This is a genomic window from Rhizobium sp. BK112 (genome assembly GCF_014193215.1).
Lineage (GTDB): Bacteria > Pseudomonadota > Alphaproteobacteria > Rhizobiales > Rhizobiaceae > Rhizobium > Rhizobium anhuiense.
Map to the genome: position 1 here is coordinate 302,753 of NZ_JACHYZ010000009.1, position 17,528 is coordinate 320,280.

Consider the following 17,528-nt stretch of genomic DNA (forward strand, 5'->3'; position numbering starts at 1 on the left):
TCTACGCCTCTTTCGGAAAATTAGACACGCTTATGGTTAATGAATGCTTTCATTGCCGCCGTCCGCGGCAGAAATACCAGGCATTTCAAGCGTGGCTGATCGATGCCAGTGCGCGATAGAAGGACGGCGTCAGCCCCGCCTCGGCGCGGGCGAGATCATTGAAGGGTGGCTTCAGCGGTCCGCGAAAATTGGCGCGGACCAGTTCCTGGAAGGCCTTTGCCGGGTCGCGCTTCTCTCGTGCACAGAGGAAGCGGAACCATTTGGCGCCGACGGCGACATGGCCTTTCTCGTCGTTGTAGATGACATCGAGGACCGCTGCACTTTCGAGATCGCCGGTTTCGCGCATCTTCGCCTGCAGCGACGGCGTGACGTCGAGGCCGCGGGCTTCGAGAATCAGCGGCACGACGGCGAGCCTTGCCGTCAGGTCGTTGCGCGTCGAATGGGCGGCCTGCCAGAGCCCGTCATGGGCGGGGAGATCGCCGTAATCGGCGCCGAGATCGTTGAGTCTGGCACGCACCATGCGAAAATGCTTCGCCTCCTCGAAAGCGACTTGCATCCAGCCGTCGAAGAAGGAATTCGGCACCTGCTCTGTCGCAAATCGCGCGACGATATCGAGCGCCAGATCGACGGCGTTGAGTTCGATATGGGCAATGGCATGCAGCAGGGCGATTCGCCCCTTGAGCGTATGCAGCGAGCGCTTCTTCACCTGGGTCGGCGGCGTCAGCTCCGGCTTGTCGGGACGGCCGGGCCTGTCCGGCAGGGCGGCATCGAGCGGCGAGCGCAGCGACACCCGGCGGGCGAACCAGCGGGTGGCGCTTTCCTGCGCAAGAGCCGTCTTGCGGTCGAGATCGGCGGAAGAGATCGCATCGATGGCGCCACCGCGCAGCGAGGTTATCGCCAGATGCCCGGTCACGCGGCGAGATTCCGCACGGCCTCGAGCACGGTTTCGGCATGGCCCTGCACCTTTACCTTCTGCCAGATGGTGGCGATGATGCCGTCCTTGCGGATGAGGAAGGTGGTGCGTTCGACGCCCATGAAATTGCGGCCATACATGCTCTTTTCTTTCCAGACGCCATAGGCCTGCAGCGTCGTCTTTTCCTCGTCCGAGGCGAGCGCCACCGAAAGACGGTGCTTCTTGACGAATTTGTCATGGCAGGCGGCCGAATCGGGAGACATGCCGATGACGGCGGCGCCCGCCGCATCAAACTCGGCTGCTAAGGCCGTGAAAGCCAATGATTCGGCAGTGCAGCCGGTCGTATCGTCCTTGGGATAGAAGAACAGCACGAGCGGCCTGCCGTGGAATTCGGCCAGCGAGACGCGGCCGCCGCCGTCGCGGGGAAGGTTGAAATCAGGGGCCGTGGCGCCGATGCCGGGAACCGCCATTGGGAAAACCTTTCTTTTGCCGGGTTTGTGGATGACACTTTCTCTCCCCGAATTATATAGTGGATGGAAACCCGTCCAGCATGGCCGGGTTCAATTCTTCACTAAAGGGAGAGCCCGAGGGCGCATGTCAGCCATCCGCGGCGAAAAGGTCACGTTTCGCAAGAAGGATATCGTTGCGCTGGACCGCTTGCCGTCCGCCCAGGCCGAGGATCCGATCATCGTCCATTGCCCGCCGCCGCGTTCGCCGATGCGCCGCACGGCGAAGCTGACCTGCGGATTTCTGGGACTGATCCTTGTTATTCTGGCCGGCATTGTTTTCACCGTCGAGAGCGGCATGTTCGACAAACCGCTGTCGCAGCAGGCGCAGGCGGCGCTGAACGGCGTGGCCGGACCGCGCTACCGCGCCGAGGTCGGCTCCACCGTCATCCGCTTCACCTCGGGCTTACGTCTGGCGCTGGAAGCGCGCAACGTCAACATGATCGATCAGGAGAGCGGCCAGCATCTGTCGACGACGGGTTCGGTGCGCCTGGGGCTCGATCCGCTGCAGCTCTTCCGCGGCCGCATCGCCGTCACGGACATCGAGGCTGACGATATCGCGCTCGATACCGCGCTTCTGCCTTCCGGCAATCCCGTCAAGCTCGACGATCTGCGCATCGACGCCATGCCGGCGGCGATGGAGAGGATCTTCTCGCAGTTCGACATGTTCGACAGTATCGCCACACGCGGCTCGACGAATTCGGTGCGCATCTCCGGCATCGACATCAAGCTTGCCGATACCGCCAATGGCCCGCTGTCGCTTGTTATCGACAATCTGGTCTTTGCCCATGCCGGCCCGTCCTCGCTGCAATTGACCGGCGAGGTGGCGCTCAACGGCGAGGTGGCGGAACTCGACGTGCTGGCCGAGAAGGAAGACGGCCACGTCTCGAAGGTGGTGGCGGCGCTGAAGCATGCCGACCTCACGCCGTTCGCGCTGAAACGCAACGATCAGGGTGTGATACGGCAGGGGCTTAGCGCCTTTGTCGACATGACGGTGTCGGCCACCAGGGCGCGCGATGGCGCGCAGCCGGCGCTTGCGGCAACGGTCGATATCGATCCCGGCCTGATCTATGCGGACGGTGATCCGCAGGAGCTGTCGGGCGGGCAAATCAACCTCGTTTATGATTTCGCCAAGCAGACGATCGAGATTGCCCGGTCCAACGCCCGGTTCGGCGCGACCACGCTGCCGATCAACGGCGCGCTGATCGATCTCGACAAGCTCGACCCGCAGGCCGGCAAGGGCTTCGGCATCGACCTGCTGGTCAGCGGCGGCACGGCGGCCCCCGGCGGTTCCGGCGAGCCGCCTGTTGCCTTCGATATCCAGGCGACCGGGCGCTACATGGTCGCCGGCCGGGAATTCCGGTTTCCCAACATGACCGTTTCCAGCCCGCTCGGCGCGCTCTACGGATCGCTTGATATCAAGCTCGGCGACAAATCGCCGGAGATCAGCTTCGCCGGCCAGTCGTCGCAGCTGCAGACGACGGCGATCAAGCAGCTCTGGCCGTTCTGGATGGCGCCCAAGGTGCGCAACTGGGTGCACGGCAATCTCTTCGGCGGCACCGTCACCGACGCTTCCATTTCCGTTTTCATTCCCTTCGGCCGGCTGGACGAGGCAGCCGGCGGCAAGGGATTGAAGCTCGACGCCAACCAGATCCGCATCGGTTTCGACATCGCGGGGGCTCGGATGAACGTCGCCGGCGACATTCCGCCCATCCGCGACACGTCGGCACATTTCGACCTGACCGGCCCCGTTGCGACGATCGCGATCAAAAGCGGCACGTCCTATTTCCCCTCCGGCCGGTCCGTCGGTCTCGGGCAGGGGACATTCGTCATACCATCCGCCTATGACAAGCCGCTGATGGCCGATATCGATCTCGCGGTGTCCGGCGCGGCGGACGCGGTCGGCGAGCTTCTAACCTACAGGCCGATCCGGGTGCTGCAGCGCGCCGGCTTTACGCCCGACGATTTCAAGGGCCGGATCGAGGCGAATGTGAAGGCGCATTTCGGCCTGCTCTCCTCGCAGAACCCGCCGCCGGCCGAATGGGCGGCGGCCATGAAGCTCAGCGATATTGATCTCGCCAAGCCATTTTCCGGCCGTACCATCACCAATCTCGACGGCACGCTGAACGGCAATCCGAAACAGATCACGCTCGATGCCAAGGCCCAGATCGACGGCGTTCCGGCCGATATCGATCTTACCGAACCGGTTGAGGCATCCGACAGTGCGTTGCGGCAGCGGGTGATCACCGCGACGCTTTCCGAGGACCAGCGCAACAAGCTGATACCCGGCCTTTCGGGCATCATCGGCGGCAGCGTGAAGATGGTGCTGACGCGGATCGACAACGACCGGCAGGACGTCCAGCTCGACCTCACCAAATCGCTGCTCGAATTGCCTTGGATCGGCTGGTCGAAGGGCAGCGGCATTGCCGCCACAGCCGAATTTGAAACCTCCGGCCCGGCCGACAACACTCAGGTCAAGAACTTCCGGCTGAAAGGCGACGGTTTCGGCGCCAACGGATCGCTCAATATCGGCAAGGGTGGGCTGACCTCGGCCGATTTCGACAGTGTCAAGCTTTCCTCGCTCGACGATTTCGCTCTCTCGGTGAAGCGCAGCAAAGGCAATTTCGACGTCTCGGTCTCCGGCGACAGCGCCGATGCGCGGCCTGTTATCGCGCGGTTGAAATCGGGCTCGGACGGCGATGGCGACGGGGATGGCGGCGACACCAGCGTATCGGTGCGCGCCCGGCTGAAAAACGTCATCGGTTTCAACGACGAGAAGGTCGGCAATTTCCAGGCGCAGATATCACTGCGCGGCGACAAGCTGCAGACGCTCAACTTTTCCGCCGTCACGGACAGCGGCGAGGCCGTGGTCAGCCAGATGAAGGACGGCGGCGTCATCAACATCACCAGCGGCGATGCCGGCGCGGTATCGCGTTTCGCCGATCTCTACCAGCACATGCAGGGAGGGTTGCTCAATCTGGCGATCCGGCTGGGGGCAGAGGGCGGCTGGGACGGCTCGCTCGATGTGCGCCGCTTCTCGATCGTCAACGAACAACGCTTGCGCTCGATCGTCTCGACGCCTGTCGGAAGTGAACAGCGCAGCCTCAACGAGGCGGTCAAGCGCGACATCGATACCTCGTCGCAGCGCTTCCAGCGTGGCTTTGCCCGCGTCGTTTCACGCAATGGCATGGTCGGCATCGAGAACGGCGTGCTGCGCGGCGACCAGATCGGCGCGACCTTCCAGGGCGTCGTGCGCGACCGCAAGGGCAATATGGACATGACCGGCACCTTCATGCCGGCCTACGGCCTCAACCGCCTCTTTGCCGAGCTGCCGCTGATCGGCGTCATCCTCGGAAATGGCAGCGACCGCGGCCTGATCGGCATCACCTTCAAACTGACGGGCAAGTTCGACCAACCGAACCTGCAGATCAATCCGCTGTCGATTATCGCGCCTGGCGTCTTCCGGCAGATCTTCGAGTTCCAGTGAGGCTGTGAAGGCCGGACGGCAGAGGTCGTGGCGAGAACGCCTAAATTCCTTTCCGCCTGAGTAGGATCAGCAAAACGCGCAAGCATCGACCCGATCAGAATCGATCCGAAGCCCGGTGTCGAAACGAGCGAACGACGCTTGGCCTGCTATTTTAGGGAAATTTGATGTAAGCTGCGTCTCCGGCCTTGGCAACGGCCGTTGCGATGTCGGAGGATGCCATGCAGTGCGCTCGGACAGTCTCTTTCGTATCGGTCGCGGTGATCGCCGCTGCGGTCGGCGGCCATGCTGCATATCCCGCCGAAAAGAGCGAGCGACTGAAGCCGCCGGAGCTCATCCGGTCGGCCCATGTGCTGACGGTTCCTCTCGACGCGATGATGACGCCGCCTGTCTTCTCGATCAGCTGGTGGTCGCGCGTCAAACCTGCTTCAGACGTCAATCCGCCAAGCTATGTGTTTCGAGAGGCTGAACGGACGGATGCGCCATCCCGGCCGGGAGTCGAGTGACCGTATGCGGTAGTGCCGCGAAACTCTCGGTACGCGCGGCTGTATCGTCAACTTCGCAAATGCCTCGACACCGCCGTCAGCGAAATCGAAAAAGCCGGCGCGGAGGCCGGCTTTCATATCTGTTCGGAATTGAGGCCGCTTACGCCGCGCGGCGGATCAGGATGTGCTTCTTCTTGCCGAGCGAGAGCTTGATGACGCCGTCGGTGGTGATTTCGCCGCTGTCGATCAGACGGCGTTCGTCGCTGACCGCCTCGTCGTTGATGCGGACAGCGCCGCCCTGGACGTGGCGGCGGGCTTCGCCGTTCGAGCCGGCGAGGCCGGCGCGGACCATCAGCGACAGCAGGCCGATGCCGCTATCGAGTTCGCCGGCCGGGATATCGACCGAAGGCAGGTTTTCCGAAAGACCGCCTTCCTCGAAGGTCTTGCGCGCCGTTTCGGCTGCCTGTTCGGCGGCTTCGCGGCCGTGCAGGATCGCCGTGACCTCGGTCGCAAGGATCTTCTTGACCTCGTTGATCTCCGAACCGCCGAGTGCCGAGAGGCGGGCGATTTCATCCATCGGCAGCGTCGTGTAGAGCTTCAGGAAGCGCGAGACGTCGGCGTCCTCGGTGTTGCGCCAGTACTGCCAGAAATCATAGGCCGAGAGCATGTCGGCGTTCAGCCAGACAGCGCCCGTCGCCGACTTGCCCATCTTGGCGCCCGACGATGTCGTCAGCAGCGGCGAGGTCAGCGCATAGAGCTGCGGTGTCCCCATACGGTGACCGAGGTCGATGCCGTTGACGATATTGCCCCATTGGTCGGAACCACCCATTTGCAGGCGGCAATCGTAGCGCTTGGCGAGTTCGACGAAGTCGTAGGCCTGGAGGATCATGTAGTTGAATTCCAGGAAGGACAGGGACTGTTCGCGGTCGAGACGCGTCTTCACGCTGTCGAAGGACAGCATGCGGTTGACCGAGAAGTGCTTGCCGACATCACGCAGGAATTCGAGGTAGTTCAGCGAGCGCAGCCATTCGGCATTGTTGATCATCAGCGCGTCCTTCGGACCGTCGCCGTAGTTCAGATAGTTGGAGAAGACGCGCTTGATCGAGGCGATGTTGCCTTCGATCGTGTCCACGGTCATGAGCTGGCGCGCCTCTTCCTTGAAGGAGGGATCGCCGACCATGCCTGTGCCGCCGCCCATCAGCGAGATGGCGCGATGACCGGTCTTCTGCATCCAGTGCAGCATCATGATCTGGATCAACGAGCCGGCGTGCAGGCTGGGCGCCGTCGGATCGAAGCCGATATAAGCCGTCACGGTTTCCTTGGCGAACATGTCGTCGAGGCCGCGCTCATCAGAGATCTGATGAATGAAGCCGCGCTCTTTCAGCGTGCGGAGGAAATCGGACTTGAACTCGGACATGGCCTTCGTCTCTTGATATCTGCGCTCGCCCATGCGGGTCTCGCGCAAGTTCGTTGTTGTTGATCTGTCGCGGCGCGTTTAGCACTGTTTTTATCAAAGTGCATCCGGGAATCGCATGGGAGGCAAGCCTCATGGATGTCATCAGGACTGCGATCGGTCTGATGAGCGGCACGTCGATGGACGGAATCGATGTCGCGCTGCTCAGGACCGACGGCCGCGGCTTCATCGAGCACGGGCCGTTCATGGGCGTGCCCTATGACGCCGATTTTCGCGGCCGGCTGAAACGGGCGCTGGAATTGGCGCGTCCGCTCAGCGACAGGAGCGAACGGCCCGCTGAGCTTCGCGACATCGAGCTGGAACTGACCTTACGGCATGCAATTGCCGTTACGGCATTCCTGGAGCGTTTCGGGCTTTCTGCCGATGCCGTCGATGTTCTCGGCTTTCATGGCCAGACAGTACTGCATCGCCCTGACGAAGGATTGACGATCCAGATCGGTGACGGTCCGGAACTGGTGCGCCGAACCGGCATTCCGGTGGTGTACGACATGCGCGCCAACGACATGGTTCATGGCGGGCAGGGCGCGCCGCTGGTGCCTGCCTATCACGCCGCACTTGCGGGAAAATTCCAGCAGGCTGGACAGGCGGTGTGCTTCGTCAATATCGGCGGCATCTCCAATTTGACCTTTATCGGCACGGATGGCCGGATATCGGCCTTCGACAGTGGGCCGGGCAATACGCTGATCGACCAGTGGGTGGAGATGCAGACCGGCAGAACCTATGATCCCGGCGGCGAAATCGGTGGGCGCGGCAAGGTCGTGGCCGCTCTCGCGGAACGTTATCTGCAAAGCCCGTTCTTCCGCGGCAATCTTCGCCGTTCGCTCGACCGCGGCGATTTCGCGCCGCTTCGGCCCGAGGAAGCGAGCCTTGAAGACGGCGCCCGCACGCTCGCCCATGTCGCCGCCGCCTCGATCATCAAATCTGCCGGCTTTCTGCCCGAGAGCCCATCGATCTATATCGTCTGCGGCGGCGGGCGGCTGAACGCCACCGTGATGGCGGAGTTTTCCGCCATGGCCGGAAGGCTGGGCGCGAGGGTGTTGAGCGCCGAGGAGGCAGGCTTCGACGGCGATGCGATGGAAGCCGAGGCCTGGGCCTATCTCGCCGTCCGCTCGCTGGACGGGCTGCCGTTGACGTTTCCCGGCACGACGGGCGTCGGCGCCCCCGTCAGCGGCGGGGTGCTGGCGACGCCATGAGAGAGCAGAGCGTTATATTGAGCACGCCGCGGCTCAGCTTCGTCATGTGGGACGAAGGCGATGCGCCCCTCGTGCAGCAACTGCATTCGACGATGGCGACGACCCGATATCTGTCCGGCAACGGGCCATGGAGTCTCGAAAAGGCTGAGGAGCGGCTGCGGGGCTGGTTCGAGGAGCAGGCGCGCCACGGCACGACGAAATACAAGATCCTCGACGAGGACGGCCGGATTATCGGTCGCGCGGGGATTTCGAAGTTCAGGAACGAGCAATTCGAACTTGGCTATTCCCTGCGCGAGGAGGTGTGGGGCAAGGGCCTGGCGACCGAGGCGGCAGGTGCGGTGGTCGACTGGTTCTTCGAAAGGCAGCTTGCGCAGCGCCTCATCGCCTTCACGCATCCCGATAACATCGCCTCGCAGCGTGTGCTGAGGAAAATCGGCATGCGTGAACGCGTGCCGATCCTGATCGATGGAGTGCTTGACCCAGCTTTTGAACTCACCGCCGATATGCGGCCGGCAAAGTCCTAATTTAACTCTTTACGGCAACCGGCGGCCGGACGTGGGATTCGCGCCCAGCCTGATTGCCATCCTCGACGCCCCTGACCTGGGCGATGAACGAGAACTTCTTGCGAAGGCCAAGGATCGGCTTCTCGATGAAATGCCAGGACAGCACCGCCACGGCGAGGGCCGAGGGCAGGCCGACGAGATAGAGCGCCAGCGCACCATATTTCGGATAGAGAAATACGGACGGAAACGAGCTGATCCAGATCTGCAAAAACGGGTCATGATAGAGATAGACGCCGTAGGAATAGTCGCCCTTCCTGAAAAAGGCCGGAATGGGTACCTCCGACAGGCCGATAAAGACGGTGATATAAACGAGAGAGGTGATGACCAGGGGCCGGTTCATCACCGACTCCGTCGCTTGGCTGTCCAGGGTGAGAATGGCGACGAGGCAAACCAGGCCGGCGGCGGCGAACAGCCAGCGGGAATGCGGAATGACCGCTTTGAACTGAAAGACGACGATGCCCATCATGAAGGCCGTTATCAGCTGGGAGCCTCGGCTCATGAACAGGAAGCGAGCGATCGGCTTGACCGAGCCTGGCAGCAGATAGGGCATCTTCTGCACGACAAGGCCGATGACGATATAGGCGATCGTCACCGCAAGCAGCTTGTAGCGCGTCTTGACGATGGCAGTGATCATCAGGAACGACATGATGATGTAGCAGAAGATCTCCCAGGGAACCGTCCAGAGCGCGCCGTTGACACGTTGGCTCGGATTGTGAAAACGCCCGGCAGCTCGTAATGGATCCAACCGACGATATTCAGAAAGTATTTGAAAAACCGCGGATCGGTAAAATATTCGGCGTGATAGACGATCGTGACGAGCGGCCCGATGATCAGCGAACAAACGACGATATCGACGGCAAGCGCCGGGACGATACGCAAGCTTCGGTTGATCAGGAAATTTCTGAGGCTCAGGCGTTGGGCGCTGCCGGCGATCAGAAATCCGCTCAGCGCGAAGAACATCGGAACAAGAGCGTATTCCGTGAACCAGAATACCGACCCCCTGATGAAGTCATTGTTCCTGGTTAACAAAAAGGAATGGGTCAATACGATGGAAAAGGCGAGCCCTATTCGAAGAAAATCGAACCCCGGACCGATTCCCCTATACTTATCCAGGACTTCCCCGAACGACTTGGTCATTGCGGACCTCGCTTTTGTTAGGATCGCGAGGACCCTACCGCACTGCAACATACATTGCAACACGATAGGTGATCTGTTCTGACACGTTCGGTCCGGTGAGGTTCCGGACCGTCACGGCATCGATGGGGCCGAGATTTTGTGGTGTCAGCGAATCCGCTTGGCGGCCGGTTCCGGCACCAGTTCGCCGTTGAGGCGGCGGTCGAGATAGTCTTCGCATTCGCCCATCAGGGTTTCCACCTGGCCGTTGAAGAAGTGGTTGGCGTTGGCAACGGTGCGGTGGGTGATGAGGATGCCCTTCTGGGTCTTCAGCTTCTCCACAAGGCCATTGACATCCTTTTCCGGCGCTACCTTGTCGGCCTCGCCATTGATGATCAGGCCGGAAGAGGGGCAGGGCGCCAGGAAGGAGAAGTCGTAGGTGTTCGGCTGCGGCGCGATCGACATAAAGCCTTCGATCTCCGGCCGGCGCATCAGCAGCTGCATGCCGATCCAGGAGCCGAAGGAATAACCGGCGACCCAACAGGTCTTGGAATCGGGATGCAGGCTCTGCACCCAGTCGAGCGCCGAGGCGGCATCCGAAAGTTCGCCGGCGCCGTGGTCGAATTCGCCCTGGCTGCGGCCGATGCCCCGGAAATTGAAGCGCAGCGTCGTGAACCCGCGCTTCTGGAACATGTAGAAGAGCTGATAGACGATCTGATTGTTCATCGTGCCGCCGAACTGCGGATGCGGATGCAGAATCAGGGCGATGGGCGCGCTTTTTTCCTTGGAGGGCTGGTAGCGGCCTTCAAGACGGCCGGCTGGGCCGTTGAAAATTACTTCGGGCATTGGTACTCCGGGTTTTATTTCGCGTTCGCGCTGCGTTGGACGACAACATTGACTTGACTAGTGTTGTCAGCTTTTCTAAAACGCAGTTTAGAACAATTCGAAACTTGCATGGCGATCCACGCATCGTGGAATGTGTCATAAGGCAAGCCCGGCGGAAATTTCAAGAAAAATGAACCGCGGCCGCTGAAGCAAGCTCGTCAAGCGCAGGACTGAAGATCATGGCGCCGCCACGCCTTTATCTCGACTGGAATGCCACAGCGCCGCTACACCCCGCAGCACGCGAGGCGATCATGCGCGCCATCGACATTTTCGGCAATCCAAATTCCGTTCACGGCGAAGGCCGCGCCGCCCGCGCTGCAATTGAAGGTGCGCGGCGCAAAGTGGCGGCACTTGCCGGCACCGATGCCGGAAATGTGGTTTTTACCAGCGGCGCGACCGAGGCCGCCAACCTGGTGTTGACGCCGGATTTCCGCATGGGCCGCACGCCGCTGCGGCTCGGCCAGCTTTATTTTTCGGCGATCGAGCATCCGGCAGTGCGCGAGGGTGGCCGCTTCGCCAGAGAGACGATGACGGAGATCCCGGTGACGGAAGCCGGCATCGTCGATCTCGATGCGCTCGGCACCCTGCTCGATGCTCATGACAAGGCTGCCGGCCTGCCGATGGTCGCCATCATGCTCGTCAACAACGAGACGGGCATCGTCCAGCCTGTGGAGGCAGCGGCAAAGATCGTGCATGCCCATGGTGGGCTCCTGGTCGTCGACGCCGTTCAGGCCGCCGGTCGCCTCGCGCTCGATATCAATCGGATCGGCGCCGATTTCATGATCGTCTCCTCGCACAAGATCGGCGGACCGAAGGGTGCCGGCGCGCTCATTGCGCGCGGTGAGGCGCTGATGCCGCGACCGCTGATCCAGGGTGGCGGGCAGGAGCGGGGTCACCGCTCGGGGACACAGAATTCACTGGCGCTGATCGGCTTCGGCGCGGCGGCGGAAGCTGCGGCCGAGGAGCTCGATGGGCGCAATGCGGCGATCGGCGCGTTGCGCGAGCGGCTGGAAGCCGGCATGCGTCGGGCGGCAGCCGATGTAATGATCCACGGCGAGGGCGGCGAACGTGTCGCCAACACGATCTTCTTCACCCTGCCGGGGCTGAAGGCCGAGACCGGGCAGATCGCCTTCGATCTCGAAGGCGTTGCCCTTTCCGCAGGCTCGGCCTGCTCATCCGGTCGGCTTGGCGAAAGCCATGTGCTGACGGCGATGGGACGTGACGCCAAGCTCGGGGCATTGCGCATCTCGCTCGGCTTTTCGACGACCGAAGACGATGTCGACAGGGCGATTGCGGCTTTCGCGAAGATTGCCTGCCGGCGAAGGTCGGCGGGTGAGGCGGCATAAGCCGCATCATAAACTTGCGGAAACGCAAATTTCCGCTTGCCAATCGGGCTGAAAAGTCCCTTTTGGCCTCTTACATCAGGGTAAGGCATTTGCCCGACATCAGGGCAGGACAATTGCCCGAACGCTACAAGCTGCCGGACCTTGTATCCGGCGAGATTGGAGAATGAAATGGCTGCGGTGCAGGAAACAATCGACCAGGTCCGCCTGATCGATGTGGACCAGTACAAATACGGTTTCGAGACCGTCATCGAGATGGACAAAGCGCCGAAGGGCCTGTCCGAGGACATCATTCGCTTCATTTCGGCTAAGAAGCAGGAGCCGGAGTGGATGCTGGAATGGCGCCTCGAAGCCTATCGGCGCTGGCTGACGCTGGAAGAGCCGACCTGGGCGCGCGTCAATTATCCGAAGATCGATTTCAACGACATCTATTACTACGCCGCGCCGAAGAGCACGCCGGGTCCGAAGTCGCTCGACGAGGTCGATCCGGAGCTGTTGAAGGTCTACGAGAAGCTCGGCATTCCGCTGCGTGAGCAGGAGATCCTTGCCGGTGTCGAGAAGCCGAAGATCGCCGTCGACGCCGTTTTCGACAGCGTCTCGGTCGTCACCACCTTCAAGGCAGAGCTGAAGAAGGCCGGCGTGATCTTCATGTCGATCTCGGAAGCCATCCGCGAGCATCCGGAGCTGGTGCAGAAATACCTCGGCTCCGTGGTGCCGACGAGCGATAACTATTATGCGACGCTGAATTCGGCTGTTTTCACCGACGGCTCCTTCGTGTTCATTCCGAAGGGCGTTCGCTGCCCGATGGAGCTTTCCACCTATTTCCGCATCAACGAGAAGGGCACCGGCCAGTTCGAGCGCACCCTGATCATCGCGGAAGAAGGCGCCTACGTCTCCTATCTGGAAGGCTGCACGGCGCCGCAGCGCGACGAAAATCAGTTGCATGCTGCCGTGGTCGAGCTGGTTGCGCTCGACGATGCCGAGATCAAGTATTCCACCGTCCAGAACTGGTATCCCGGTGACAAGGAAGGCAAGGGCGGCATCTACAACTTCGTCACCAAGCGCGGCGATTGCCGTGGCGACCGCTCGAAGATTTCCTGGACGCAGGTCGAAACCGGCTCGGCGATCACCTGGAAATATCCGTCCTGCATCCTGCGCGGCGACGACAGCCGCGGCGAGTTCTACTCGATCGCCGTGTCCAACGGCCATCAGCAGATCGACAGCGGCACCAAGATGATCCATCTCGGCAAGAACACGTCGAGCCGCATCGTCTCCAAGGGCATCGCCGCCGGCGTGTCCAACAACACCTATCGCGGCCAGGTCTCGGCTCACCGCAAGGCGTCGAACGCACGCAACTTCACCCAGTGCGATTCGCTGCTGATCGGCGACAAGTGCGGCGCTCATACCGTGCCCTACATCGAGGCGAAGAATTCGACGGCGCAGTTCGAACATGAAGCCACGACCTCGAAGATCTCCGAGGACCAACTGTTCTACTGCCTGCAGCGCGGTATCCCGACAGAAGCGGCGATCGCACTGATCGTCAACGGCTTCGTCAAGGAAGTCCTGCAGGAACTGCCGATGGAATTCGCCGTCGAGGCGCAGAAGCTGATCAGCATCTCGCTCGAGGGCTCGGTGGGCTAAACAGGTCTCCGTCATCCTCGGGCTTGTCCCGAGGATCTGCGCACCTATGCGGAAGGTCGCGCCGGAACATTAGGACGATTACAATTTAAAGCTTAGATCCTCGGGACAAGCCCTAGGATGACGATTGAGGCCGATGAGAACGGTCAATTGGGCGGCACTTGAACCCGCTTTATGGACAGGAAAAACGAAATGCTTGAAATCAGAAACCTCCATGCCCGTATCGCCGAAGACGGCACCGAGATCATCCGTGGCCTGAACCTGACGGTGAAGGCCGGCGAAGTTGCCGCGATCATGGGGCCGAACGGCTCCGGCAAGTCGACACTCTCCTATGTTCTGTCCGGCCGCAGCGACTACGAAGTGACTGAGGGCGACATTCTCTATAATGGCGAGAGCATCCTCGAGCTCGATCCCGCCGAGCGCGCCGCCAAGGGCATCTTCCTTGCCTTTCAGTATCCGGTCGAAATCCCCGGTGTCGCCACCATGCAGTTCCTGAAGGTGGCGATGAACGAGCAGCGCAAGGCGCGCGGCGAGGACGAGCTGACGACGCCGGATTTCATGCGCCGCGTCAAGGATGCCGCCGGCAAGCTGCAGATCAATACCGAGATGCTGAAGCGGCCGCTGAATGTCGGCTTTTCCGGCGGCGAGAAGAAGCGCGCCGAGATCCTGCAGATGGCGCTGCTCGAACCGAAGCTCTGCGTGCTCGACGAAACCGATTCCGGCCTCGATATCGACGCGCTGAAGATTGTCGCCGACGGCGTCAACGCGCTGCGTTCGCCGGATCGCGCCGTCGTGGTGATCACCCATTACCAGCGCCTGCTCGACTATATCGTGCCCGATACCGTCCACGTGCTCTATAAGGGCCAGGTGATCAAGTCGGGCGACAAGACGCTGGCGCATGAGCTGGAAGCCAATGGCTATGCCGACATCATCGGCACGGCGGCCTGAGTTCGGGTGGAAAGGACGACGTCCATGAACATGCAGACGACGAGCCGCCTGACAGCGGCCGAAGCGGCACTGATCGAGGCCTTCAACCAGCAGATCGGTGAGCTGCCCGGCAATGGCGCGGTGACGGCGCTGCGCGACCGGCTTCTCGACGACCTGAAGAAGGCCGGCCTGCCGACGCGCCGCATCGAGGCCTGGCATTATACCGACCTCAAGAATCTTCTGCGCACCGTTCCGCCACAGGCGGGTGATGCGGGCTCCGAAGCTTTGGAGCCGCTCGTTGTCGATGCCACGGTGCTGGCGGTGATCCAGGGCCATTCCAACCAGAAGGCTGCCGCCGACGGTCTTGGCATTTCGACCTATTCCGGCCATCTGCTCGATGGCTCCGCCGCAAACGGGCTCGATGCGCTCGGCAACGACGACGCCGTCGGCCGCATCAATGGCAGCTTCGTGCGCGACGGCTATGTCGTCGACGTGCCTGCCGGCACCGAGCTTGAAGCTCCGCTCGAAATCCAGTTCATCCATGCCGGCGGGCAAGCGCATACGCGCCTTCCCGTGGCCTTCGGCGCCGGCGTCAAGGCGACCGTCATCGAGCGTCACCTTGCGGCGACAAATGATGCGGCGCTGGTCTCCCATGTCAGCGACATTACGGTCGGCGAGGGAACGGAGCTGACCTGGATCATCCTGCAGCAGCAGGGAGCCGACGATACGCATCTTGGGCAGATCCGCATCGATCTCGGCGCTGACGCCAAGCTTCGGCTGTTCGTCATCAATGCCGGCGGCAAGCTGGTGCGCCAGGAGCTGCATATCAAGGTGACGGGCGAGGGCGCCGATCTGACGCTGCGCGGCATCAACCTGCTGGGCGCTGACAGCCATACAGACGTGACGATGGTGCTCGGCCACGACGTGCCGAACACCGGTTCGACCGAGGTGATCCGCAACGTCGTCTTCGACCGCGCCAAGGGCGTGTTCCAGGGCATGATCCGGGTGGCGCCCGATGCGCAGAAGACCGATGCCAAGATGGCCTGCAACACGCTGCTGATGTCCGACGATGCCGAATTCTCGGTCAAGCCCGAGCTTGAGATCTTTGCCGACGACGTGCAGTGCGGCCATGGCGCGACGGTGACCGATATCGACGCCAATCATCTCTATTACCTGATGGCGCGTGGTATTCCGGAGAAGATGGCGCGGGCGATGCTGGTCAACGCCTTCGTCGCCGAAATCGTCGAGGAACTGGAAGACGAGGCCCTGGTCGAGGCGCTGGAAAGCGTGATTTCGACCTGGCTCGAAAAGCACGCCTGATCGGATATATCGATGGACAAGATAGTGCCGGCCACTGAGTACGACGTCGAAGCCATCCGCCGGGATTTTCCGATCCTGGCGGAGAAGGTGCACGGCAAGCCGCTGGTCTATCTCGATAACGGCGCGTCGGCACAGAAGCCGCAGGTGGTGATCGACGCCATCTCGCATGCCTATTCGCATGAATATGCCAATGTGCATCGCGGCCTACACTATCTCTCGAATGCCGCGACGGACGCCTATGAGGCCGCGCGCGAAAAAGTCCGCCGCTTCCTCAATGCGCCTTCGGTTGATGACATCGTCTTCACCAAGAATTCGACGGAAGCGATCAACACCGTCGCCTATGGCTGGGGCATGCCCAAGATTGGCGAAGGCGACGAGATCGTCCTCACGATCATGGAGCACCATTCCAACATCGTGCCCTGGCACTTCATTCGCGAGCGGCAGGGCGCCAAACTCGTCTGGGTGCCCGTCGACGACGAGGGCGCCTTCCATATCGAGGATTTCGAAAAGAGCCTGACGGAGCGCACCAAGCTCGTCGCCATCACCCACATGTCGAATGCGCTCGGCACGATCGTTCCCGTCAAGGAAGTCTGCCGGATCGCGCATGAGCGCGGCATCCCGGTGCTGATCGATGGCAGCCAGGGCGCCGTGCATCTGCCGGTCGACGTGCAGGATATCGATTGCGACTGGTACGTCATGACCGGCCACAAGCTCTACGGCCCATCCGGCATCGGCGTGCTTTACGGCAAGAAGGAACGGCTGCAGGAGATGCGTCCGTTCCAGGGTGGCGGCGAGATGATCTTCGAAGTCGCCGAGGACGTCGTTACCTATAACGATCCGCCGCATCGCTTCGAGGCCGGCACACCGCCGATCGTGCAGGCGATCGGGCTCGGTTACGCGCTCGACTATATGGAGAAGGTCGGCCGCGAGGCGATCGCCCGGCACGAGGCCGATCTTGCGGCCTATGCTGTCGAGCGGCTGAAATCGGTCAATTCCCTGCGGGTCTTCGGGACGGCGCCGGATAAGGGGAGTATCTTTTCTTTCGAGCTTGCCGGAATCCATGCCCATGACGTCTCGATGGTGATCGACCGGCAGGGTGTTGCGGTCAGGGCCGGCACGCATTGCGCCATGCCGCTCTTGAAACGCTTCGGCGTCACATCCACATGCCGTGCATCCTTCGGCATGTATAATACCCGCGCCGAGGTCGATACCCTGGCCGATGCGCTGGAATATGCGCGCAAGTTCTTTGCTTGAGGAGTGTCCGTGATGAGCCTGGACGAAAGCGAACAGAAGATCGACGTGCGCGAAGGCATCGTGCATTCCAGCATTCCGGCCGATGAACTGGCGCGGCTGAGTGACGACGTCATCAGCGCCCTGAAGACCGTCTACGATCCCGAAATTCCGGCCGACATCTTCGAACTCGGTCTGATCTACAAGATCGATATCGAAGACGACCGGATGGTGAAGATCATGATGACGCTGACAGCGCCCGGCTGCCCGGTGGCCGGCGAGATGCCAGGCTGGGTCGAGAACGCCGTCGGCGCCGTCGAGGGCGTATCGGGCGTCGAGGTCGAAATGACCTTCGATCCGCCGTGGACGCCGGACCGCATGTCCGAAGAGGCGCAGGTCGCCGTCGGCTGGTACTGATACGGTGCCGTGGTATTGATCCGTTTACCTCGGACGA

General features: G+C 61.7%; 14 protein-coding genes and 1 pseudogene. 10 read left to right on the top strand and 5 right to left on the bottom strand.

The genetic code is table 11. The features are described from left to right. Positions 1-85 precede the first annotated feature (85 nt). Together FHT75_RS24360 and FHT75_RS24365 are read right to left on the bottom strand one after the other, a co-directional pair. Positions 86-913, bottom strand: coding sequence for a ferritin-like domain-containing protein (locus tag FHT75_RS24360; protein WP_063475235.1), 828 nt, complete (start codon positions 911-913; stop codon positions 86-88). Further along, on the bottom strand, positions 910-1,383 hold the full coding sequence (locus FHT75_RS24365; RefSeq protein ID WP_063475236.1) for a peroxiredoxin: 474 nt from the start codon (positions 1,381-1,383) through the stop codon (positions 910-912). The genes FHT75_RS24360 and FHT75_RS24365 overlap by 4 nt, the downstream gene beginning before the upstream one ends. Positions 1,384-1,507: 124 nt before the next feature. On the opposite strand from FHT75_RS24365, the gene FHT75_RS24370 reads away from it, so the two are divergent. Together FHT75_RS24370 and FHT75_RS24375 are read left to right on the top strand one after the other, a co-directional pair. Then, positions 1,508-4,906 (top strand): DUF3971 domain-containing protein, encoded by a 3,399-nt coding sequence (locus tag FHT75_RS24370; RefSeq protein ID WP_097622385.1) that lies wholly within the window; start codon positions 1,508-1,510, stop codon positions 4,904-4,906. Positions 4,907-5,124: 218 nt separating this feature from the next. Continuing rightward, complete coding sequence (locus FHT75_RS24375; RefSeq protein ID WP_028758365.1) at positions 5,125-5,409, top strand: hypothetical protein; 285 nt, start codon at positions 5,125-5,127, stop codon at positions 5,407-5,409. 139 nt (positions 5,410-5,548) lie between these two features. Here FHT75_RS24375 and tyrS read toward each other — a convergent pair whose 3' ends face one another. Continuing rightward, on the bottom strand, positions 5,549-6,805 hold the full coding sequence (gene tyrS, locus FHT75_RS24380) for a tyrosine--tRNA ligase (RefSeq protein ID WP_047611578.1): 1,257 nt from the start codon (positions 6,803-6,805) through the stop codon (positions 5,549-5,551). Positions 6,806-6,936: 131 nt separating this feature from the next. Between tyrS and FHT75_RS24385 the strand changes: the two genes are divergently transcribed. Both FHT75_RS24385 and FHT75_RS24390 read left to right on the top strand, forming a co-directional pair. Beyond that, positions 6,937-8,055: an anhydro-N-acetylmuramic acid kinase gene (locus FHT75_RS24385; protein WP_097622386.1), complete on the top strand. Its 1,119-nt coding sequence runs from the start codon at positions 6,937-6,939 to the stop codon at positions 8,053-8,055. After that, positions 8,052-8,579, top strand: coding sequence for a GNAT family N-acetyltransferase (locus FHT75_RS24390; protein WP_183845010.1), 528 nt, complete (start codon positions 8,052-8,054; stop codon positions 8,577-8,579). The genes FHT75_RS24385 and FHT75_RS24390 overlap by 4 nt, the downstream gene beginning before the upstream one ends. Position 8,580: 1 nt before the next feature. On the opposite strand, the pseudogene FHT75_RS24395 reads toward FHT75_RS24390, so the two are convergent. Further along, a pseudogene (locus FHT75_RS24395) lies at positions 8,581-9,755 on the bottom strand (acyltransferase family protein). Between the two features lie 144 nt (positions 9,756-9,899). Further along, positions 9,900-10,577 carry an alpha/beta hydrolase gene (locus FHT75_RS24400; RefSeq protein ID WP_003559715.1) on the bottom strand — a complete coding sequence of 226 codons (678 nt, stop codon included), beginning with the start codon at positions 10,575-10,577 and terminating at the stop codon, positions 9,900-9,902. A gap of 218 nt (positions 10,578-10,795) precedes the next feature. Between FHT75_RS24400 and FHT75_RS24405 the strand changes: the two genes are divergently transcribed. The 6 genes from FHT75_RS24405 to FHT75_RS24430 all read left to right on the top strand — a co-directional run bounded on the left by FHT75_RS24405 (position 10,796) and on the right by FHT75_RS24430 (position 17,491). Then, on the top strand, positions 10,796-11,962 hold the full coding sequence (locus FHT75_RS24405) for a cysteine desulfurase family protein (RefSeq protein WP_097622388.1): 1,167 nt from the start codon (positions 10,796-10,798) through the stop codon (positions 11,960-11,962). A 168-nt stretch (positions 11,963-12,130) separates the two neighbouring features. Beyond that, on the top strand, positions 12,131-13,600 hold the full coding sequence (gene sufB, locus FHT75_RS24410; RefSeq protein WP_047609963.1) for a Fe-S cluster assembly protein SufB: 1,470 nt from the start codon (positions 12,131-12,133) through the stop codon (positions 13,598-13,600). A 189-nt stretch (positions 13,601-13,789) separates the two neighbouring features. Then, positions 13,790-14,545: a Fe-S cluster assembly ATPase SufC gene (sufC, locus tag FHT75_RS24415; protein ID WP_018445225.1), complete on the top strand. Its 756-nt coding sequence runs from the start codon at positions 13,790-13,792 to the stop codon at positions 14,543-14,545. 24 nt (positions 14,546-14,569) lie between these two features. Then, positions 14,570-15,844 carry a Fe-S cluster assembly protein SufD gene (gene sufD / locus FHT75_RS24420; RefSeq protein WP_063475242.1) on the top strand — a complete coding sequence of 425 codons (1,275 nt, stop codon included), beginning with the start codon at positions 14,570-14,572 and terminating at the stop codon, positions 15,842-15,844. A gap of 12 nt (positions 15,845-15,856) precedes the next feature. Continuing rightward, positions 15,857-17,098, top strand: coding sequence for a cysteine desulfurase (locus tag FHT75_RS24425; protein WP_047609958.1), 1,242 nt, complete (start codon positions 15,857-15,859; stop codon positions 17,096-17,098). A gap of 12 nt (positions 17,099-17,110) precedes the next feature. Further along, on the top strand, positions 17,111-17,491 hold the full coding sequence (locus FHT75_RS24430; protein WP_016554095.1) for an SUF system Fe-S cluster assembly protein: 381 nt from the start codon (positions 17,111-17,113) through the stop codon (positions 17,489-17,491). Positions 17,492-17,528: the final 37 nt, after the last annotated feature.